This is a genomic window from Devosia chinhatensis, from assembly GCF_000969445.1.
Lineage (GTDB): Bacteria > Pseudomonadota > Alphaproteobacteria > Rhizobiales > Devosiaceae > Devosia > Devosia chinhatensis.
In genome coordinates, this window is the sequence record NZ_JZEY01000061.1 from 788,953 (window position 1) to 809,695 (window position 20,743).

21 protein-coding genes are annotated in these 20,743 nt (G+C 60.3%); 10 read left to right on the forward strand and 11 right to left on the reverse strand.

Annotated elements, in window-relative coordinates; all coding sequences use genetic code 11:
* Positions 1-3 precede the first annotated feature (3 nt).
* From rimM to VE26_RS14205, 4 genes are all read left to right on the forward strand, one after another.
* Positions 4-543 carry a ribosome maturation factor RimM gene (gene rimM, locus VE26_RS14190; protein WP_046106388.1) on the forward strand — a complete coding sequence of 180 codons (540 nt, stop codon included), beginning with the start codon at positions 4-6 and terminating at the stop codon, positions 541-543.
* Positions 540-1,220, forward strand: coding sequence for a tRNA (guanosine(37)-N1)-methyltransferase TrmD (gene trmD, locus VE26_RS14195; RefSeq protein ID WP_046105824.1), 681 nt, complete (start codon positions 540-542; stop codon positions 1,218-1,220). Before rimM ends, trmD begins: the two co-directional genes overlap by 4 nt.
* A gap of 211 nt (positions 1,221-1,431) precedes the next feature.
* Positions 1,432-1,983: a 50S ribosomal protein L19 gene (gene rplS / locus VE26_RS14200; protein WP_046105825.1), complete on the forward strand. Its 552-nt coding sequence runs from the start codon at positions 1,432-1,434 to the stop codon at positions 1,981-1,983.
* A 268-nt stretch (positions 1,984-2,251) separates the two neighbouring features.
* Positions 2,252-3,064 carry an exodeoxyribonuclease III gene (locus VE26_RS14205; RefSeq protein WP_046105826.1) on the forward strand — a complete coding sequence of 271 codons (813 nt, stop codon included), beginning with the start codon at positions 2,252-2,254 and terminating at the stop codon, positions 3,062-3,064.
* On the opposite strand, the gene VE26_RS14210 is transcribed toward VE26_RS14205, so the two are convergent.
* From VE26_RS14210 to VE26_RS14220, 3 genes are all read right to left on the reverse strand, one after another.
* Positions 3,061-3,519, reverse strand: a complete 459-nt coding sequence (locus VE26_RS14210) for a Crp/Fnr family transcriptional regulator (RefSeq protein WP_084620530.1) — start codon at positions 3,517-3,519, stop codon at positions 3,061-3,063. The genes VE26_RS14205 and VE26_RS14210 overlap by 4 nt on opposite strands.
* Positions 3,520-3,619: 100 nt before the next feature.
* Complete coding sequence (locus VE26_RS14215) at positions 3,620-4,303, reverse strand: response regulator transcription factor (protein WP_046105828.1); 684 nt, start codon at positions 4,301-4,303, stop codon at positions 3,620-3,622.
* 130 nt (positions 4,304-4,433) lie between these two features.
* Entirely contained in the window at positions 4,434-5,123 is a 690-nt protein-coding gene (locus VE26_RS14220; protein WP_046105829.1) for a YggS family pyridoxal phosphate-dependent enzyme, read from the reverse strand.
* Positions 5,124-5,253: 130 nt separating this feature from the next.
* On the opposite strand from VE26_RS14220, the gene leuS reads away from it, so the two are divergent.
* On the forward strand, positions 5,254-7,863 hold the full coding sequence (gene leuS, locus VE26_RS14225; protein WP_046105830.1) for a leucine--tRNA ligase: 2,610 nt from the start codon (positions 5,254-5,256) through the stop codon (positions 7,861-7,863).
* Positions 7,864-7,866: 3 nt separating this feature from the next.
* Positions 7,867-8,889: a DNA polymerase III subunit delta gene (holA, locus tag VE26_RS14230; RefSeq protein ID WP_046105831.1), complete on the forward strand. Its 1,023-nt coding sequence runs from the start codon at positions 7,867-7,869 to the stop codon at positions 8,887-8,889.
* A gap of 48 nt (positions 8,890-8,937) precedes the next feature.
* Here holA and VE26_RS14235 read toward each other — a convergent pair whose 3' ends face one another.
* The 8 genes from VE26_RS14235 to hemE form a co-directional block, all read right to left on the reverse strand.
* Positions 8,938-9,816 (reverse strand): ParB/RepB/Spo0J family partition protein, encoded by an 879-nt coding sequence (locus VE26_RS14235; protein ID WP_046105832.1) that lies wholly within the window; start codon positions 9,814-9,816, stop codon positions 8,938-8,940.
* A 9-nt stretch (positions 9,817-9,825) separates the two neighbouring features.
* Positions 9,826-10,626 carry a ParA family protein gene (locus VE26_RS14240; RefSeq protein ID WP_046105833.1) on the reverse strand — a complete coding sequence of 267 codons (801 nt, stop codon included), beginning with the start codon at positions 10,624-10,626 and terminating at the stop codon, positions 9,826-9,828.
* Positions 10,627-10,644: 18 nt separating this feature from the next.
* Entirely contained in the window at positions 10,645-11,292 is a 648-nt protein-coding gene (gene rsmG, locus VE26_RS14245; protein WP_052715937.1) for a 16S rRNA (guanine(527)-N(7))-methyltransferase RsmG, read from the reverse strand.
* A complete protein-coding gene (gene mnmG / locus VE26_RS14250; RefSeq protein WP_046105834.1) occupies positions 11,292-13,154 on the reverse strand; it encodes a tRNA uridine-5-carboxymethylaminomethyl(34) synthesis enzyme MnmG in 1,863 nt (620 codons plus the stop codon). Before mnmG ends, rsmG begins: the two co-directional genes overlap by 1 nt.
* An 88-nt stretch (positions 13,155-13,242) precedes the next feature.
* Positions 13,243-14,535 carry a tRNA uridine-5-carboxymethylaminomethyl(34) synthesis GTPase MnmE gene (mnmE, locus tag VE26_RS14255; protein WP_046105835.1) on the reverse strand — a complete coding sequence of 431 codons (1,293 nt, stop codon included), beginning with the start codon at positions 14,533-14,535 and terminating at the stop codon, positions 13,243-13,245.
* A gap of 21 nt (positions 14,536-14,556) precedes the next feature.
* On the reverse strand, positions 14,557-15,822 hold the full coding sequence (rho, locus tag VE26_RS14260) for a transcription termination factor Rho (protein WP_046105836.1): 1,266 nt from the start codon (positions 15,820-15,822) through the stop codon (positions 14,557-14,559).
* Positions 15,823-16,081: 259 nt separating this feature from the next.
* Positions 16,082-16,507 carry a protoporphyrinogen oxidase HemJ gene (gene hemJ / locus VE26_RS14265; RefSeq protein WP_046105837.1) on the reverse strand — a complete coding sequence of 142 codons (426 nt, stop codon included), beginning with the start codon at positions 16,505-16,507 and terminating at the stop codon, positions 16,082-16,084.
* Between the two features lie 10 nt (positions 16,508-16,517).
* Entirely contained in the window at positions 16,518-17,552 is a 1,035-nt protein-coding gene (hemE, locus tag VE26_RS14270; protein WP_046105838.1) for a uroporphyrinogen decarboxylase, read from the reverse strand.
* Between the two features lie 440 nt (positions 17,553-17,992).
* Here hemE and VE26_RS14275 point away from each other — a divergent pair, with 440 nt between their 5' ends.
* From VE26_RS14275 to dnaQ, 4 genes are read left to right on the forward strand one after another with little or no spacing between them, the layout of a single operon-like run.
* Entirely contained in the window at positions 17,993-18,595 is a 603-nt protein-coding gene (locus tag VE26_RS14275) for a Maf family protein (protein WP_046105839.1), read from the forward strand.
* Positions 18,564-19,430, forward strand: a complete 867-nt coding sequence (locus tag VE26_RS14280; RefSeq protein WP_046105840.1) for a shikimate dehydrogenase — start codon at positions 18,564-18,566, stop codon at positions 19,428-19,430. The genes VE26_RS14275 and VE26_RS14280 overlap by 32 nt, the downstream gene beginning before the upstream one ends.
* 2 nt (positions 19,431-19,432) lie before the next feature.
* Entirely contained in the window at positions 19,433-20,023 is a 591-nt protein-coding gene (gene coaE, locus VE26_RS14285; protein WP_046105841.1) for a dephospho-CoA kinase, read from the forward strand.
* A complete protein-coding gene (dnaQ, locus tag VE26_RS14290; protein WP_046106390.1) occupies positions 20,023-20,730 on the forward strand; it encodes a DNA polymerase III subunit epsilon in 708 nt (235 codons plus the stop codon). The genes coaE and dnaQ overlap by 1 nt, the downstream gene beginning before the upstream one ends.
* Positions 20,731-20,743: the final 13 nt, after the last annotated feature.

The following is a 20,743-nucleotide window of genomic DNA, read 5'->3' on the forward strand; positions in this document are numbered from 1 at the left end:
TCCATGTCAGACAAGACCAATCTCATTCTTTTGGGCACGATCGGGGCCGCACATGGGATCAAGGGCGAGGTGCGAATCGCCTCTCATACCCAGGACCCCGAGGCCATTGCTTCCTATGGGCCACTTCTGACCAGCCGGGCAGGCTTCACTGTCACCATTGAGGCCGCCCGTCTCAGCAAGACAGTGCTGATTGCCCGGATCAAAGGCATCGCCGACCGGAATGCTGCCGAAGCCCTCAACGGCACCGCTCTCTACATAGAGCGCGACCGCTTGCCCCAGACTGAAGACGAAGACGATTTCTATCACACCGACCTGATCGGTCTCGATGCCCGGGTCGAGGAAACGGGGGTTAGCATCGGCGCGGTCATCGCACTGCACAATTACGGGGCGGGCGATCTGATCGAAATCCAGGATCCGCGTTCTGGCGACACGTTCCTTTATCCCTTCACCAAGGCCGTCGTGCCCCATATCCGGATTGCAGAAGGCTATCTGACCATCGCGCCGCCGCTCGATGCCGAGCCGGGCGAGGAAGACCCAGATTGACCTTTTCCGCTGATATCATCACCCTGTTCCCGGACCTTTTTCCCGGCCCGCTCGGAGCCTCCGTCCTCGGTCGAGGCATGAGCGAGGGCCGCTGGCAATTGCGGGCCACCCAATTGCGGGATTTCGCCACCGATCGCCACCGCACCGTGGACGACACTCCTTCGGGCGGCGGCGCCGGCATGGTGCTCAAGCCCGATATCCTGGCCAAGGCGGTCGATACGATCGCCCCGCCGGCTGACCCGCGCCCCCGCATTCTGATGTCGCCCCGCGGACGCCCGCTGACCCAGGCTCGGGCCCACGAATTGGCCCAGGGGCCGGGCGCCGTCATCATTTGCGGTCGCTTCGAAGGTGTGGATCAGCGGGTGATCGACACGCGTAATCTCGAGGAAATCTCCATTGGCGATTACGTGCTCGCCGGTGGTGAAGTGGCGGCGATGGTTCTGCTCGAGGCGGTCGTCCGCCTGATCCCGGGGGTGCTTGGAGCACTCGACAGTCGCGACGAGGAAAGCTTCGAGAACGGCCTGCTCGAATATCCCCATTATACCCGTCCCCAGCATTTCGAGGGCCAGGATATTCCCGCCGTGTTGACCTCGGGCGATCATGGACGCATCGCCCGTTGGCGACATGAACAGTCCCTCGCCCTCACCAAAGCCCGGCGACCCGATCTCCTGGACTAGCCCAGACTATCTGGATCGCGGGAATGCCAAAGGCCCCTTTCCTCTGGACTCTGCGGTCATTTTCCCCTATGAGCCGCCCATCTGCGCGTCGGGCGTATCGGACCCATGCGCGACAAGACCAAGAAGACGACCCTCCGTTACCAACCAAGACCGGGCGAGGGGCCATAAGGCCCAATGAATTGCCCCTATGAAAAGATCGAACGGATCGAATATGAGCAGCATTATTGAACAGCTCGAAGCCGAGCAGGTTGCCGCGCTTGCCGCAAAGCGCGAACTCCCCGATTTCACCCATGGCGACACCGTCAAGGTGTGGGTCAAGATCCGCGAAGGCGACAAGGAACGTCTTCAGGCCTATGAAGGCGTCGTGATCGCCCGCTCCGGCGGCGGCCTGATGGAAAACTTCACCGTGCGCAAGATCTCGTACGGCGAAGGCGTAGAACGCGTGTTCCCCATCTACTCGCCCAACATTGCGTCCATCGAAGTGATCAAGCGCGGTAAGGTCCGTCGCGCCAAGCTTTACTACCTGCGCGATCGTCGCGGTAAATCGGCTCGTATCTTCGAATCGACCAGCGCCCGTACCCGCAAGATCGAAGCTGGCGAGCGCGAAGCCGCTCAGGCCGCTCGTGAAGCCCGCGAAGCCGAAAAGATCGCTGCCGCAGAGGCCTTTGCTGCCGAACAGGCCGCCAAGGATGCTGAAGCCGCTGCCGCTGCCAAGGCAGCCGAACAGGCCGCAGCTGCTGAAGGCGAAGCCAAGAGCGAATAAGCTCTGCGCAAGCCCTGAATTGAAAAGCCCGGCCATCGCGCCGGGCTTTTTGTTGGCAGCGGAGATGAGGGATTCACGTGAAACCTGGCTATTTGCGCTTTCGCGTCCGACAATTCTTCGGGCGAGGGAGACGAGGGTAAAGCAAGCGCGCAGCGCCAGTTGGAGCGTCCTCTCGGACACCGTCGCGCCGCCGACATTTCCGGCTTTACCCCTGCCCCCAGCTTGGCGATAACAGGCCTCCCGCCTGCCGATTCACCGGACGTTCGCCATGACCCATTCCATCGTCACCTGGAACATCAACTCGGTTCGTCTGCGCCTCCCCATGGTGCTCGATTTTCTCGCGCAATATCAGCCTGACGTGCTGATGCTGCAGGAGATCAAATGCACCAATGATCAATTTCCCCGCAACGCTTTTACCGAGGCCGGATATCCGCATCAGGCCGTTCATGGTCAGAAGGGTTATCACGGCGTTGCCATCGTCTCGAAGTTTCCCCTCACCGACATATCGAGCCGCGTGTTCTGCGAAATCCCCGAATCGCGTCACATCTCGGCGCTGGTCGATCTTGGACATGGCCCCTTCACTCTCCACAATTTCTACATTCCCGCCGGCGGTGACGAGCCCGATCCGGAGATCAATCCCAAGTTCAAGCACAAGCTGGGCTTTCTCGATGAGCTGAGGACTTGGTTCGGCGACCCCATCTTCCAGCGCGGCCACCTGATCGCCGGTGATTTCAACATCGCTCCGCATGAAAACGATGTCTGGAGCCACAAGCAATTGCTCAAGGTGGTCAGCCACACGCCCGTTGAAACCGAAGCCCTCAACGCCCTGCTTTCAGGTGGCCACGGCTGGGTGGACCTGGTGCGCAAGCACGTACCCCTTGATCAGAAGCTATATTCCTGGTGGAGCTATCGCAGCCCCGATTGGGACAATTCGGACAAGGGCCGCCGGCTCGATCATATCTGGTCCACCGCCGACATCGCCGAGCGCTCTGTGGGTGCCGAAATCATTCGCCCGGCCCGTGGCTGGACCGACAAACCCTCGGACCACGTCCCGGTGATCGCGCGTTTTCGGCTGCCCTAATTGCCCTTCATTCGCGTGCGCAACGGCTCGAGCGCATGCATATACCGCCCCAGATCCTCCTCGATCCGGCTGATCGCCCGTGCGGCAAGGTCGGGATTCTGTCGAACGAGCTTGAGGAAGGCATTGCGCGGCACGAACAGCGTTTCGCAGTCGCTGATTGCCATAAACGTAACCGGTCGCGGCTTGTCGAGGATAAGAGCCGTGGGAGAAATGACGCTTCCGGGCTCTGTGAGCGTATAGGGCTCTCCGGCTTCCGGCCCCTCGTGCCGCGCTTTGACTTTGCCCGACACCAGCACATGTGCGCCAAGCGGAATGTCGCCAGCCTTGTAGATGACCGATCCAACCTCGAAATACTGCCGGTCTCCGGCAAATCCGAGCATGCGCAATTGTTCGTCATCGCAGATGTCGAAGAAATCGGCCCGGGTCAGCACCCCGGCCGCATCATCCATTCTCATCAGAACCCGACCCAATGCGCCAAAGCCACCCGCATCATGCGAGCAGCTTCAGGATTCTATAAGTGAGTTCGCAACGAAAATGAACAGGATCATCCCATAATCAGGGGACAAGCCGATATCCACCATCCTCGGTCACGAGCAGTCGCGCATTGGAGGGATCACGCTCAATCTTTTGGCGCAGGCGATAGATGTGGGTCTCGAGCGTATGGGTGGTTACGCGATTATTATAGCCCCACACTTCCTTGAGCAGGATGTCGCGGGTGATTGTCTTGGGTCCCTGCCGGTAAAGGAATTTGAGGATCGAGGTTTCCTTGTCCGTCAGCCTTACCTTGATCCCATCATTGGTCTCAAGCACCTTGGCGGCTGGCTGGAAGCTGTACTGACCGATCGTGAAGACAGCGTCCTCACTCTGGTCGCGCTGGCGCAGCGCCGCATTGATGCGCGCCAGAAGCACCGGATAGCGGAACGGCTTGGTCAGGTAATCGTTTGCGCCGGCCTCGAGCCCCTTGATTTCATCGGCATCGGTATCGTGGCCAGTGAGCATCAACACAGGGCTCTTGTAGCCCTCCTGGCGCATCACCTTGACCGCTTCCCGGCCGTCCATGTCCGGCAGGCCCACATCTAGAATGGTCAGTTCGATATTGTTGTCGCGAACGGCCTGCAGCGCATCATTGGCCGTCGAGGCCTGCAGCACATCGAAGTCCGGCTCGTTCTTGAGCTGATCAACCAGGGTCTGGCGCAGATCCGCGTCGTCGTCCACGACCAGGATGCGTCGCTTGTTCATTGTTTTCTCCGGTCTTTTGGCTCCGACATCGACCAAGATCACGATATTGCGACCCCAATTTGGTCAAAAAATCACATCGGCGTCATTCAACGTCAGGGAACGCAAGAAATGGGCAAAAGTTGCAATGACGCTAGGCCGAGGCCGCCGGGCGACGACCGAAAAGTGCCGATCCGACGCGCACATGGGTAGCGCCCATGGCAATAGCGGTTTCGAAATCCCCACTCATGCCCATGGAGAGGTTCTCGACAGAGGCAGCCTTTGCCAGAGCCGAGAGCAGCGCAAAATAGGGCCCCGCCGGTTGCCCGTCCGGGGGTATGCACATGAGCCCCACGACATCGAGCCCGTGCACGTCCCGACACCGCGCGACGAAGTCGGCCGTCTCGTCCACGGCAATGCCTGCCTTTTGCGGCTCGGCGCCGATATTGACCTGTACGAAGCAGGGGAGCGATCGGCCGAGCCGGTGCATTTCCTGGGCCAGAACACCCGCCAGCTTGTCGCGATCCACGCTTTCGATCACATCGAACAGCGCCACGGCGTCCCGGACCTTGTTGGTCTGCAAAGGCCCGATCAGGTGCAGCTGAACATCCGGATAGCGCTGGCGAAGCTCAGGCCATTTATCCTTGGCCTCCTGCACCCGGTTCTCACCGAACACTGTCTGGCCAGCCTCGAGAAACGGCTCGATGTCACTCGCCGAAAATGTCTTGGAGACCGCGACCAGTTCCACGTCCTCGGGCGGCGCCCCGAAGCGGCGGCGCGCCTTTTCCATGCGCGAGCGGATATAGTCGAGCGCTGTTTGCGCATTGGCGGCGCTGTTGGCCATGTGTCGGCCCCGTTGCTGTTGACCTGATGGGGGATTTCTGGTGATGGTCCGGTAGCCAAAAACCCCTGAAAACGCAAGCTGCGCCGCCTGTTGCGCTGGTGCCTGCGTTAATCTTGCAAGGACGATCAAAGTGAGCGGTGAACGCTACAATCCGCGCGAAAGCGAACCGAAATGGCAGAAGGTCTGGGACGAGCGCCAGAGCTTCGTGACGTCCAACGAGGATCCGCGCGAGCCCTACTACGTCCTTGAAATGTTCCCCTATCCCTCCGGCCGCATCCATATGGGCCATGTGCGCAACTATTCCATGGGCGACGTCGTGGCGCGCTATCACCGCGCCCGCGGCAAGAACGTGCTGCACCCCATGGGCTGGGACGCCTTTGGCCTGCCGGCAGAAAATGCTGCCATCGAGCGCAAGACCCATCCCGGCACCTGGACCTATGCCAATATCGAAGCGATGAAGAAGCAGCTCAAGTCGATGGGCCTGTCCATCGACTGGACGCGCGAGATCGCCACCTGCTCGCCCGATTACTACCGGCATCAGCAGGCCATGTTCATCGACATGCTTGCCGCCGGTCTAGTCACGCGCAAATCCTCCAAGGTCAATTGGGACCCGGTCGACATGACCGTGCTGGCCAACGAGCAGGTAATCGACGGCAAGGGCTGGCGCTCCGGCGCGCCCGTCGAGCAGCGCGAGCTCACGCAATGGTTCTTCAAGATTTCCGACTTTGCCGAGGACCTGCTGGGTGCCCTTGATGGCCTCAAGGATTGGCCGGAAAAAGTACGCGTCATGCAGCGCAACTGGATCGGAAAGTCTGAAGGCCTGCGCCTCTTGTTCGAACTGGTTCCCAGCGACGTGACCAACGCGACCGCCGTCGAAGTATTCACCACTCGGCCCGATACGATCTTCGGGGCGTCCTTTATTGCCCTTTCGCCCGATCACCCGCTGACCGCGGGCCTGGCCGCAAACAATGCGGAACTGGCTGACTTCGTCGCCGAATTTCATCGTCAGGGCACTGCGACCGAGACGCTCGAAAAGGCCGAAAAGAAAGGCATTTTCACCGGGCTTCGCGTGAAACATCCGGTACTCAAGGGCGAGACCCTGCCCGTCTATGTCGCCAATTTCGTCCTGATGGACTACGGGACCGGCGCCGTCTTCGGCTGCCCGGCCCACGACCAGCGCGATCTCGATTTCGCTCACAAATACGATCTCCCGGTCAAGCCGGTCGTTCTGCCGCCCGGCGCCGATGCAGCGAACTTTGAGATTGGCGACGATGCCTATGTCGATGCTGGCAGCATCTTCAACTCGGGCTTCCTTGATGGTCTGTCCATCGACGAGGCCAAGGCCAGGATCGCCGAGCATTTCGGCGCTCGTTCGGTCGATGGCCAGGTTCAGGGCAAGGTGGAGGTCAATTACCGCCTGCGCGATTGGGGTATTTCCCGCCAGCGCTATTGGGGCTGTCCGATCCCGGTCATTCACTGCGAGGTCTGTGGCACCCTCCCCGTCCCCAAGAAGGACCTGCCCGTTGTGCTGCCCGAGGATGTCACCTTCGACAAGCCCGGGAACGCCCTCGACCATCACCCGACCTGGAAGCACGTCAATTGCCCGCTATGTGGCGGCGCGGCGCGCCGCGAGACGGATACGATGGATACGTTCGTGGACTCGTCCTGGTATTTTGCCCGTTTCACCGCGCCGGATGCCGACACGCCGACCATTCCGGCCATTGCGGATCGCTGGTTACCCGTCGACCAGTACATTGGCGGTATCGAACACGCGATCCTGCATCTGCTTTACTCGCGCTACTTCACCCGCGCCATGAAGGCCACCGGCCATGTCGGGCTGGACGAACCGTTCAAGGGCCTTTTCACCCAAGGCATGGTCACGCACGAGACCTATCGGTCGCAGACCGGCGAATGGGTGCCGCCGACCGACATTGTCTTCGATACCGATGGTGACCAGCGCACCGCCCGCCATGCCAGGACTGGCGCGCCGATTCAGATCGGCTCCGTCGAGAAGATGAGCAAGTCCAAGAAGAACGTCGTTGACCCTGACGAGATCGTCGCCGGCTATGGGGCCGATACGGCACGCTGGTTCATGCTGTCGGACTCTCCGCCCGAACGTGACGTGCAATGGACTGAAGCCGGGGTTGAAGGCGCAAGCCGTTTTCAGCAACGCGTCTGGCGCCTCGTTCAGGACACAGTCGCAATCACCGAACAATCAGAAAATTCTGTTCAATCAGATGACGCGGACGCGCTGGCGCTGCGCAAGATTATTCATCGAACCGTTGCCGGCATCGCCCAGGACATCGAAGGGCTGGGCTTCAATCGTGCCGTGGCGCGGATCTATGAACTGACCAATGCCCTCGCCAAGGCAAGGGATGTGGCAAAGGGACCGGCACTCCGCGACGCTCTTGTCGAAGGCGCGGAAAAACTGGTGCTGCTGATCAACCCGATGATGCCCCATCTCGCTGAAAGCTGCTGGGAGCTTCTGGGCAAACAAGGCCTTGCCGCCGATGCCCCTTGGCCCGACGTCGATGCAACGCTCCTCGTGGACGACGACGTTACCTTGCCCATTCAGATCAATGGCAAGCGTCGGGCAGAGATTGTCGTAGCCAAAGGCAAGGCCGCTGCCGAAGTCGAAACGCTCGTTCTGGCGCTGGAAGAGGTGCAAAAAGCGCTCGATGGTAAGGCTCCCAAGAAGATCGTGGTTGTTCCTGACCGCATCGTCAATGTGGTCGTCTAGCCAGTGACGGCGCTCAAGGCTCACGAGGTGGCGCGCTTCTTGGTGCGCCCCGATCTCGACGAGGGCATTTTTCTGGCCTATGGCCCGGATGGCGGTCTTGTACGCGAGACCGCCCAACGCTTGATCCGCCACCTGAGCGGAGACGATCCCGCATCCGCCAATATTTCTGTGCTGGAGGGGGCGGACCTGTCCTCAGATCCGTCGCAATTGCTGGTCGAGGCGCGCTCCGGGTCGCTTTTCGCCGGTAAGCGAATCATTCGTGTGCGTAACGCCACCAAGGCTCTGGTCATGCCGCTCACCGAGCTGCGGGATGACCCGGGCGGCGCTGCGATTGTTCTGGAAGCCGACAACCTGGCGCCGCGGGATGCCTTGCGGGCTTTGGTAGAAGCAGCAAAGTTCGGCCGCGCCCTCCCGTGCTATCCGGACAGTGATGAAACGCTGATGGCGCTGATGCGCGAAACCTTCAATCAGGCCGCTATTCGCATCGATAATGATGTTGTTCCCACACTGCGGGAAATATTGGGTAATGACCGTGAAATCACCCGCAGGGAGCTCGAAAAGCTTACCCTTTATGCAGCGAATACTAAACTCCTGACGCGCGATGACGTTCTGCTGCTGTGTGCGGATAATGGCGTGCTGGCGATCGATGCCATCTTGGACGCAACAGGGAATGGGCATGCCGAAAAGCTCGAATTGGCGCTTAATCGGGCTTTGGCCGCCAATGTCAATCCGCAGCAGCTGCTGGCCATGCTGACTAACCATTTTGCCAATCTGCGGCGTTGGCGCACGGATGTGGATGCGGGCAGAAGCGCTCGCGCGGTTCTTGAGGCGACCAAGCCGCGGCCGCATTTTTCACGAATGGCATCTCTTGAGCAGCAATTGCGACTATGGGGCGATCGCGCCTTGGGAACAGCTAGCGACCGGCTTCTCCAGGCGACGTCGGATACACGGCGGCGGCCAGTCCTGGCCGAAGCCGTACTACGTCGCACGACCCTCGCTCTCTGCATGATGGCTGCGGCAAGCTGACTTGCTTACCGGGGCGGTTTCACGTGGAACACTTGTTCGATCATGGCCCTAATTGCTGCGTCCGGTCAGGCGAACACAAATATCGTCCAATTGCTCAAGGGTTTTGTACCGTATCTCGAGCCTGCCCCCGCGCTCTGAATGATTAAGTGCGACGCTCAGCCCCAAGGCATCCGACAAACGACGCTCGAGTGCGACCGTGTCGGCGTCCCGCGACTCACTGCTGCCAATAGTCGGCTTGCGCTTGGGCAAATCCCTTTGCTGGCTCAACGCTTCGGCTTCGCGCACAGAAAGGCCCTTGTCGACAATCTGCTGAGCCAGCCCCGCAGGATCCTCTACGGTGATGAGGGTGCGGGCATGGCCCGCCGTGAGTGTGCCGCTCGCCACCATGCCGCGAACATCCTCGGGCAGACGCAGCAGCCGCAGTGTGTTGGCGACATGCGACCGGCTCTTACCGATGACCTGGGCTAAGTCCTGCTGTGTGTAATCGAACTGCTCGATCAGCTGCCCATATCCCATCGCTTCTTCAAGTGGGTTGAGATCGGCACGCTGAACGTTTTCGATAATTGCAAGTTCCAGGGCTTCCTTGTCATCGACCTCACGGACGATCACCGGCACATCGTGCAGGCCGGCTCTCTGCGCTGCCCGCCAGCGCCGCTCTCCGGCGATGAGCTCGAAGATGTTGGGGTCATCCGTAGGCCGCACGAGAAGCGGCGACATCACCCCCTTCTCCCGGATCGAATTGGTCAGTTCTTCCAATTGATCTGGATCGAAGGTTCGCCGCGGGTTGGCGCGATTGGCGATGATGAAGTCGACTGGCAGACGTTTGCTGCCAGAAGCCGATTCGGTGACGCGCGCACCTTCCATAACGGCCATGTCGCCGATCAATGCCGCAAGGCCCCGCCCAAGGCGTGCTGGTTTATCGGTCATGTCAGGCTCCTAAGCTGCATTGAGCCGCCGCTCACGGCGGATCACTTCGGTGGCGAGACGCAGATAAGCCTGGCTGCCGGCACATTTGAGATCATAGAGCAGAGCAGGCTTGCCATAGGATGGCGCTTCGCTCAGTCGCACATTTCTGGGGATGACGGTCTCATAGACCAGCTCTCCCATTTCGCTGCGCACATCCGCCAGAACCTGCTCGCTGAGATTGTTGCGCTTGTCGAACATGGTCATCACGACGCCCTGTATCGACAAGCGCGGATTGAGCGTCGAGCGGATCTGCTCGATCGTCTGCAACAGCTGGCTTAATCCTTCGAGGGCAAAGAATTCGCATTGCAAGGGCACGAGCACCGCGTCGGCCGCCACCAGCGAATTAACCGTCAACAGATTGAGGGATGGTGGGCAGTCGATCAGGATATAGCTCACCGCCTGATCATTGATCAGCAGACCACTTAAATCCTTGAACGCGTTGCGCAGCTTGAAGGCGCGATCCTGCTGGCCGGCAATGGTCAGTTCGACACCCAGAAGATCCATGGTGGATGGCACGATGGCTACATTTGGTACACTGGTCATGATTGCCGCTGACGGAACATCGGATTCCCCCACCAGCACGTCATAGGCCGATACGCTGCGATCCGTTCGGGAGATTCCCAATCCCGTCGAAGCATTGCCTTGAGGATCGAGGTCCACAATCAGAACCCGCTCGCCGATGGCAGCAAGTGCCGTGGCAAGGTTGATGGCGGTCGTGGTCTTGCCAACGCCGCCCTTCTGATTGGCCAAAGTCAAAATCCGGGGTGCCAAATTGGCCTCCGTGTGCCGCTAACTCACTGATTTGCGCCGCAGATTCGTGAGGGTTAGCATCACGCCGCGCACGTCGGTGTCACTGGGCTGTATTAACACATCATAAAGCCAATGCGCACCCGATTCGGAGAGCTCATCAACATGTTCCGCGCCTTTGTGTAGCAAGGCGCGCGTATGTGCGGCGAAGAACGGTTCCATCCAGGCGCATAATTGCGGCAATGCCGCCAGGGCACGGGAGGTGATCACGTCAGGGACGCCTGTTTCACGTGAATCAATTTGGTCGCTGCGGCGCCCGATCACGCTGACATTGAGATCAAGTTCGCGAGCCACAGTCCGTAGAAAGCTGACCTTGCGCGCAATTGGTTCGACCAGGACAAACTTCCTGTCTGAACCCTTTGACGCTATGGCCAACGGCAATGCCGGGAAGCCCCCACCGCTGCCGAGATCGAGAAAAAGCCGGTCGCTCGCTTGTGTAAGGGTCAACAACTGCAAGCTGTCGGCGAAATGCCGGCTCCAGACATCCTTCAATGTTTCACGTGAAACAAGATTCTGAACGCTCTGCCATTTTTCGAGCAGTTTGGCATAGGATTCCAAGTCCGCTGCCACGTCTTCATAGGGACGGCTGAAATACGGGCTATAGGGTTTGATAACGTCAGCGACAGCCATCACCCAGCCTTGCGCAGCGTTCCACGCCGCAGGATAGCCAGCAATAGGGTGATCGCGGCTGGTGTCATCCCATCGATGGCCTGCGCTTGCGCAATGGTCTGCGGCCGGTGCTGCGACAACTTATTGCGCAATTCCATCGAAAGACCGGGGATAGCAGCATAGTCCAGATCATCGGGTATCGCGCGTTGCTCATCCCGTCGCATGCTGTCGATATCGGATTTCTGTCGGTCGAGGTAGACCGCATATTGCGCGTCAATGCCAACTTGCTCAAACACCGCCGAATCGATTTCGGCAAGTTCAGGCCAGAGCGTATGGAGATCCTTGGCGCCCAACTCAGGGTATGACAATAGCTCGAATGCTGTGCGGCGGCGACCGTCTTCATTGACAGCGAGACCAGCTTTGCGGGCTTCGCTCGGTGATGTGGTCAGGGTGTCGAGCAGGCTACGCGCATGGGCCACCTTGGCCGATTTCTCTCGATAAAGCGCCGCACGCTCCCGCGCGACCAATCCGCATTCCAGCCCGATCGGGGTCAGTCGCTGGTCCGCGTTGTCAGCACGCAGGTGCAACCGAAATTCGGCGCGTGACGTGAACATGCGATAGGGCTCACTCACCCCCCGCGTCACCAGATCATCGATCATCACACCGAGATAGCTGTCGGTCCGCGACAGGATCAGCGGCTTGGCTCCCGTGGTCGACAAAGCGGCATTGGCGCCTGCCAACAGGCCTTGCGCCCCAGCCTCTTCATATCCGGTCGTGCCATTGATCTGGCCCGCCAGGTACAGACCGGGCTGCCTTTTTACCTCAAGTGTCGGCCGAAGTTCCCGCGGGTCAACGTAATCGTATTCGATGGCGTAGCCAGGCCGGATGATGTCGACTTGCTCGAGCCCGGGCATAGATCGCAGAAACTGCGCCTGCACCTCTTCCGGCAACGATGTGGAAAGCCCATTGGGATAGACCGTATGATCATCCAGGCCCTCGGGCTCGAGGAAAATCTGGTGGCTGTCGCGGTCTGCGAACCGCACGATCTTGTCCTCGATCGATGGACAATAGCGGGGGCCCCGCGACTGGATGCGACCGGAATACATGGCCGAGCGATGCAGATTATCGCTGATGATGCGATGCGTTTCCGCCATGGTCCGCGTGATGTGGCATGAAATCTGCGGAGTCGTGATGGCGCGGGTCAGGGCGGAGAATGGTTCCGGCGGATCATCGCCCTGCTGCTCTTCAAGCACGCTATAATTGATGGTTTTGCCATTAAGGCGCGCCGGAGTGCCGGTCTTTAACCGTCCAAGCTGCAAGCCAAGGCCTTCCAGTCGGGTGGAGAGGCCCAGCACCGGCTTTTCGCCCAGCCGCCCGGCTGGGATCGTTTCGTCGCCCCGATGAATGAGGCCACGCAGGAATGTGCCAGTGGTCAAGACGACGGCCTTGGTCCCGAACCGACGGCCGTCCAGGAGACGCACACCAGTAATGGCGCCCGCGGTCACCTCGAGATCGTCAACCTCGCCTTCGATGACCTCCAGATTGGTTTGGGCCTTGATGGCGGCCTGCATGGCCTGGCGATAGAGTTTGCGGTCGGCCTGCGCGCGCGGCCCCCTGACAGCCGGGCCCTTGCGGCGGTTGAGAACTCGAAACTGGATGCCTGCAGCATCGGCGACGCAGCCCATCAAGCCGTCGAGAGCGTCAATCTCACGCACGAGATGGCCTTTGCCCAGGCCCCCGATAGCCGGATTGCAGCTCATCTCGCCAATCGTGGCGAATTGGTGGGTAATCAGCGCAGTGGGAACGCCGAGACGTGCGGCCGCCGCTGCGGCTTCCGTGCCCGCATGTCCGCCACCCACGACGATGACAGCGTAATCACTCATGATAGGACTCCATGGCTGTTCCCATAGGCCAATGTTTCACGTGAATCAATTGAGATCCCTGTCGGGCGCCTTGCGCGTTTCACGTGAATCACTTGCCGATGCAAAAGCCTGAAAACAGACGATCCAGAATCTTTTCGGAGTCTAGCCGGCCAATCATTCGCTCGAGCCCGGCCGATGCCCGGCGCAGTGATTCCGCCGCTAGTTCCCAATCGCGCAGCGCTTCTCGGGTTTCGACAAGCGCTTCAAGCGCCTGTGTTAACGCGTTCCGATCCCGTTCATGGCTGACCAGTACGGGCTCCCCCGTAGCAAAACTTTCGCCGGCGGCCTGCAGTATCTGGATCAGGTCCTTGATCCCCGATGAATGCTCCACCGACACGGACAGGTCAGTATCGGGGACAAGCGATAAATCCGCTTTCGTTCCGATTGTAATGATCCTTGCGTGTGTCTGCGGCAGCGCCATGTCGGTCACGTCAGGTGCGCGTAACCAGAGCAGGATATCGGCATGCTTGATAGCTTCCGTGGCGCGGCGAATGCCTTCTGCTTCCGCCCGGCTTTCCGTCTCTCTGAGACCTGCCAGATCGAGCAAGATGAAAAGCTGCCCACCGATATCGAGCGGGACCTCCCGGACATCGCGGGTCGTGCCGGCTTCATCGGAGACGATGGCTATCTCCGATCGTGCCAGGGCGTTGATGAGGCTGGACTTACCGACATTGGGTGGGCCAGCCAGCGCCACCCGAATACCTTCACGAACGATCCGTCCGCTTTCGAAAGTAGCCAGCGTCGCGGCAAGCGCAATTTCCAGGTCCGCTAGATCGTGATGCCAGGTTTCCGGCAAGGCGTCGGAGACATCGCCTTCATCGGAAAAATCAAGGCGCGCCTCGATTTCAGCTCGGAGGTTGAGAAGGGTGTCTCGCCAAGTGTCGATTTGCCTTGTGAGGCCGCCATCATAGCGGGCGAGGGCCTGCTGGCGCTGTTTTTCGGTGTCCGCGAGGAGAAGATCACCCAGCCCCTCGACGGCGAGAAGATCGAGCTTGCCATTCTCGAAGGCGCGCCTTGTGAATTCGCCAGGTTCCGCGAGACGCAGCCCGTCCTGGCTCAGCTTTGCCAGAATGGCTTTGACGCCCGCGACCGAGCCATGGACATGCAGCTCGGCGCAGTCCTCGCCGGTGAAGGAGTGCGGCGCGGGGAAAAATGCCACGAGCCCTTGATCAAGCCTTTTGTCCTGCCCGATATGGCGAAGGGCCATGGTGCGAGGCTTTGGGAGGGGGCCGACGAGCTTGGGCAGCACCGCACGAACCAAGGGGCCGGATAACCGGATGACCGCCACGCCGGCGGGTAGGGCGCCCGAAGAGAGCGCCATGATAGTGTCGCCCACCTGCATGAAGACGCCCTGCCCGCTCGATCAGGTATTCATCGAGTCGAAGAAATCCGAATTGGTCTTGGTCTGGCGAACCTTGTCCATGAGGAATTCCATGGCATCGATCGTGCCCATCGGATTGAGGATGCGGCGGAGCACATACATCTTCTTGAGGATGTCGCTTTCCACCAGCAATTCTTCTTTGCGGGTACCGGACTTGGTAATGTCGAGCGCGGGGAAGATGCGCTTGTCTGCAACCTTGCGGTCGAGAATGATTTCAGAATTGCCGGTGCCCTTGAATTCTTCAAAGATCACTTCATCCATGCGCGAACCGGTATCGATCAGCGCCGTCGAAATGATGGTCAGCGAGCCGCCGTCCTCGATATTGCGGGCAGCGCCGAAGAAACGCTTGGGGCGTTGCAGCGCGTTGGCATCCACACCGCCGGTCAACACCTTACCGGAGCTCGGAACGACGGTATTGTAGGCACGGCCAAGGCGGGTGATGGAATCGAGCAGGATCACCACGTCGCGCTTGTGTTCGACAAGGCGCTTGGCTTTTTCGATGACCATTTCGGCCACCTGCACGTGACGTGAGGCCGGTTCGTCGAACGTGGATGAAATGACCTCGCCGCGCACGGAGCGCTGCATGTCGGTCACTTCTTCGGGCCGCTCGTCGATCAGCAGGACGATCAGGTAGCATTCCGGATGGTTCGTCGCGATCGATTGTGCGATATTCTGCAATAATACCGTCTTACCGGTACGAGGCGGCGCAACAATCAAGGCGCGCTGACCCTTGCCCAGCGGCGCCACGAGATCAAGCAGCCGTGCGGAGCGATCCTTGAGGGTGGGATCGGGCAGCTCCATGCGCAGCCGCTCTTCGGGATAAAGCGGCGTCAAATTGTCAAAGTTGACCTTGTGGCGAACCGCTTCAGGATCCTCGAAATTGATCGTCGAGACCTTGAGCAGCGCGAAATAGCGCTCGCCTTCCTTGGGCGAGCGGATTTCCCCCTCGACCGTGTCGCCCGTGCGCAGCCCGAAACGACGGATCTGGCTGGGGCTGACATAGATATCATCCGGACCGGGCAGATAATTGGCGTCCGGCGACCGCAGAAAACCGAAACCGTCAGGCAGGACCTCGACGACACCTTCGCCGACGATGTTGATGTCCTGTGCCGCCAATTCCTTGAGAATGGCAAACATCAATTCCTGCTTGCGCATCGTGGAGGCATTTTCGACCTCCGATTCCTCGGCAAAGGCCAAGAGTTCGGCCGGCGATTTGGCCTTGAGCTCGCTGAGCTTGATATTCTGCATGTATGCGACGGACCCTTGAGGGAATATCGAAATAAGAACGTCTAGGTGGGGAAGGTTCGGAACCGCGCTGCAACCGGGCGGTCGCGCAAAACAGGGGTGTCCTTGCCTTCATGTAGCCTGATCCGCGCGACTGTTCAAGATTGAAACGCGGAAAGAGCGGTGCCAGCAGGCATTTTTATCGCCGGCCCCGCCTGTTTCTGTCTCGCCGCAATTGTGACGTCTCGAGACCCGGCGACGGATTCACGTGAAACCGGAACCGCTAGAACGGTTTGACGATCACCATGATGACGATGACGATCATCATCACCGTCGGCACCTCGTTGAGCATGCGGAAATATTTCTGCGGCTTGTCGTTTCGATCTTGGGCGAACGCCTTGAGGTGGCGGGCATAAAGTCCATGGACGCCGGACAGCGCGATCACGAAGGCCGCTTTCACCCAGGGCCAGATCGAACCCCAATCGACGATACCGTGGCCTACCATGGCCAGGCCGAACACCCAGGTTGCGATCATCGCGGGCGTCGTAATGGCGCGAAACAGCCGGCGTTCCATGATCTTGAAGGTCTCGGACTGCACCGAACCTGTCTCGGCCACGCTGTGATAGACAAAAAGCCGTGGCAGATAGAGCATGCCGGCCATCCAGGCGATCACCGAGATCACGTGCAATGCCTTGAACCATTCGATCATCGTCTTGCTCCTAGCCCCTTTTGACCAGTTCGATCAGCCGTTCCACATGGGCAATGGGCGTGTCCGGCACGATACCATGCCCGAGGTTGAAGATATGAGGGCGATCCGACCAGGCCTCGATGATCTGCCGCACTTCTTTTTCCATGCCTTCGCCACCCACCACCAGCCGCAGCGGGTCGAGATTGCCCTGCACCGGCAACGTGCGGGGCAGGTTGGCAGTCACGAAGTCCCGCGGCGTCGAATAGTCGATCCCCAGTGCATTGACACCGGTGATCCTGGCAAAGCGCTCGAGATTGCCTGCAGCCCCGCGCGGAAACCCGATAATGGGGGCATTGGGGATGCGTTTGCGCAATCCCTCCACGATCCGCCGATTGGGTTCGATCACCTGGCGGCCAAAGGAGGTTTCATCGAGATTGAGCGCCCAGCTTTCGAAAAGCTGCACCACGTCCGCACCGGCTTCGAACTGGGCCGCAAGATAATCGATGCTGGTCTCGACCAGAATGTCGATCAGCTTGTCGAAAGCCTCCGGATGTTCGAGCGCAAATCGACGCGCCGTCCATTGGTCGGACGATCCCCGTCCATTGAGCATATAGGTCGCAACTGTCCAGGGGGCGCCGCAGAAGCCAATCAGGGTCTTGTCCATGGGCAGAGCAGCCCTTAACCGGCGCACGGTTTCCAGCACCGGCTGGAGATGCTCTAAGGCGCGGCTGCGATCGAGACGGTCGATCCCGGCAACATCGAGCGGTTCAAGGATCGGGCCTTCGCCCACTTCGAAGCGAACTGATTGTCCCAGCGCATCGGGAATGACCAAAATGTCGGAAAACAGGATTGCCGCATCGAGGTCGAAACGGCGGAGCGGCTGCATCGTCACTTCCACCGCCAGCTCGGGCGTGTAGCAGAGGTCGAGAAAGGTCCCGGCTTGTTTCCGGGTTTCGCGATACTCGGGAAGGTAGCGTCCGGCCTGGCGCATGATCCAGACAGGGGGGCGATCCTGACGGTCGCCGAGCACTGTCGCCAAAAGTTTACGTTGTGCCACCGGGCTCATGGTTTCGACCCTTCCAAACCCCTAAAGGAGTCTTTCTGTCTTAGTATCTTTATCTTCATAGCGGTGTTTAGCTGCAATTCACGGCCGTTAACAATCGCCGCCCTCGGTGACACTTGCGCGCAGCAGCTTGGTTAATGATGTGTGAACTCGCACCGGCCGACCTCCTGCCGTCCCTCTGCCCAAATCATTAACAAAAGCTTAACCGGGCACTTGCCGAGTCAATGATTCGATTCCGGCTGTGGATGGCGCGCTCAATAACCTCACGTGGCCAAATCCGGTTATCCCCAGAGCTGTCCCCTGCCCCTGCGAGGGGACCCCCGGGCTCAAGCTGTTAATGATTTATTAGCTATGTCGAACAAACTCGGCGTCGGGCAAAACTTGCGAGTCTTACGCACAGATCGGCCTTGAGCTGGGGATGAGTGTGTGGAAAACATGAGCCCATGCTCGTTCTCGCCTCGACCAGCGCCACCCGTAAAGCCTTGCTGGACAAGGCCGGATTGCGGTTTGACATCGTCTCGCCCCGTCTCGATGAACGCGGGCTGCAAGCCGATGCGCTGGCTGCCGGCGCCGATGGACGGGATTTGGCCTTGCTCCTTGCGCAGGCCAAGGCAGAAGCCGGTTCGCGTCAGCGCCCGGACGATGTTGTGATCGGCGCCGACCAGACCCTGGCCCTGGGGCGGGACCTTTTGCACAAGCCTGCTGGTCGCGACGCCGCCCGAGCCCAGCTTGAGCGCCTGCGTGGCAAGACCCACCGCCTTCACGCAGCGGTCGCTCTGGCCCGAAACGGGCAGGCCATCTGGTCGACAATCGAAACGGCCGAATTGACCATGCGCGCCTTTACCCCGTCCGAGCGGGATGAGGTTCTGGATCTCGAGGGCGATGCCATCCTGTCTTCGGTCGGGTCCTACCGGCTCGAAGGCCCCTCCATCCGGCTGTTCCAGACGGTCAATGGCGACTATTTCACCATTCTGGGCCTGCCGCTCCTGCCCCTCCTGGAGGCGCTGCGCGATCATGCCCCCCAACTTCTGTCTCCCGGAAACTGAGATCGTGACCCAAAAGGCCTTCGTCATCGGGCACCCCATCGCCCATTCGCGCTCCCCGCTTATCCATGGTACCTGGCTGCGCGAGCACAAGATCGACGGCACCTACGAGGCGATCGACGTCGCGCCCGATGCCTTGCCGGAATTCTTTGACCGCCTGCGCGGCGGCGCGTTCGTGGGCGGCAATGTCACCATTCCGCACAAGGAGGCGGTCTTTGCCCTCTGCGACAGCGTCGACGCCCTGGCCCGCACTATCGGGGCAGTCAACACCCTTGTGGTGCGCGATGGCCGGGTAGAGGGCAGCAACAGCGACTATCTGGGGTTCCTCGGCAATCTTGACGCCGGTTTGCCGTCCTGGGCGGAAATTCCCGGCGACGCTGTGGTGATCGGTGCCGGCGGCGCTGCCCGCGCCATCCTTGTCGCCCTGCGCGAGCGCTTTCCGGGCACGATCCATGTCCTCAACCGCACCCCCGCCAATGCCGAGGCCCTGATTGCTGAAATCGAGGGGCCGTTCGCGGCACATGGGCTGGACGCTTTCGCGACCCTTGCCCCCGGAGCCGCCCTCCTGGTCAATACCAGCGCGGTAGGCATGCATGGCACCCGGTTCGAGGGGCTTGATCTGGGCCTGCTGCCGCAAACGGCGCTCGTGACCGATATTGTTTATACTCCGCTCGTCACCCCGCTCCTTGCCGCGGCGCAGGCGCGTGGCCTGCGGACGGTCGATGGTCTGGGCATGCTACTGCACCAAGCCGTGCCTGGTTTTTCCGCCTGGTTCGGCGTCCAGCCGGATGTGACACCGCATTTGCGCGCGCGTATCGAAGCCACATTGGATCATTGAGCATGCGTCGCGTCGGCATCACCGGCTCCATCGCCACCGGAAAGTCGACCCTTCTGGCGGCTTTCGCCAAATGTGGTGTGCCGGTCCTTTCCGCCGACGAGGCGGTCGCGGCGCTTTACGCAGGTCCGGCCGTCGGTCCGCTCGAAGCGCTTGTTCCCGGCATTGCCCCCAATGGCGTCGTTGACCGTCAGGCATTGGCGCAACGCCTTGCAGCCGATCCAGGTCTTTTCCCCAAGCTCGAAGCCATCGTGCATCCGCTTGTCCGTCAACGCATCGCCGATTTCCTTGACGATGCCGAGCGTGCAGGCGCAGCGCTCGCTGCCGTTGAAGTGCCGCTTCTGTTCGAAAGTGGCCACGATTACGGCTTCGACGGCATCGCCGTGACCCATGTCGACGAGGCCATCCAGAGGCAGCGTATTCTGGCGCGACCGGGCATGAGCGTGGAAAAGATGCAGACTTTGCTTGCCCGGCAGATGCCGCAGGCCGAAAAGATCAAGCGGGCCACCTGGCATTTCGATACGGCCAGACCCCAGGATGACATCGACCGCGACATCGCCGCTTTGGTCGCCGGCATAAGGGCTGAGGTGCAATGATCAGGGAAATCGTGCTCGACACCGAAACGACCGGCCTGTCCCCCCAGGGCGGGGATCGGCTGGTGGAAATCGGCTGCGTCGAGTTGATCAATCACATCCCGACCGGCAAGCATTTCCACGTCTACATCAATCCCCAGCGCTCCATGCCCGAAGAGGCGTTTCGCGTGCATGGATTGAGCGAAGAGTTTCTGTCCGACAAACCGCTCTTTGCCGCCATCATCGATGATTTCCTCGCTTTTATCGGCGACGCGACCCTGGTCATCCACAATGCGCCCTTCGATATGGGCTTTCTCAACGCCCAATTGATCAATGCCGGCCGCACGGCGCTCGCCAATCCGGTGATCGATACCGTCATGGTGGCACGCCAGAAACATCCTGGCGCCCGGGTCAGCCTCGACGCGCTCTGCAAGCATTATGGCATCGACAATTCCCGCCGCACCCTTCACGGCGCCTTGCTCGATAGCGAGATCCTGGCCGAAGTTTACCTTGAGCTCATCGGCGGCAAGCAGGTTAGCCTGGCACTGATGGCCGATGAAGGCGCCAATGCCGGCTCGATCGTGGCCGATCGCATTCCCGTCAGGCCCCGGCCTGCTCCCCTGCCCAATCGGATTACCGCGGCGGAAGCCGATGCGCATGCCGCCTTCATCGCCAAAATGGGCGACAGCGCCATCTGGGGGCGTTACGCCCCGTCCCAGGCCGCCGGGTAGAAACGAAAAAGCC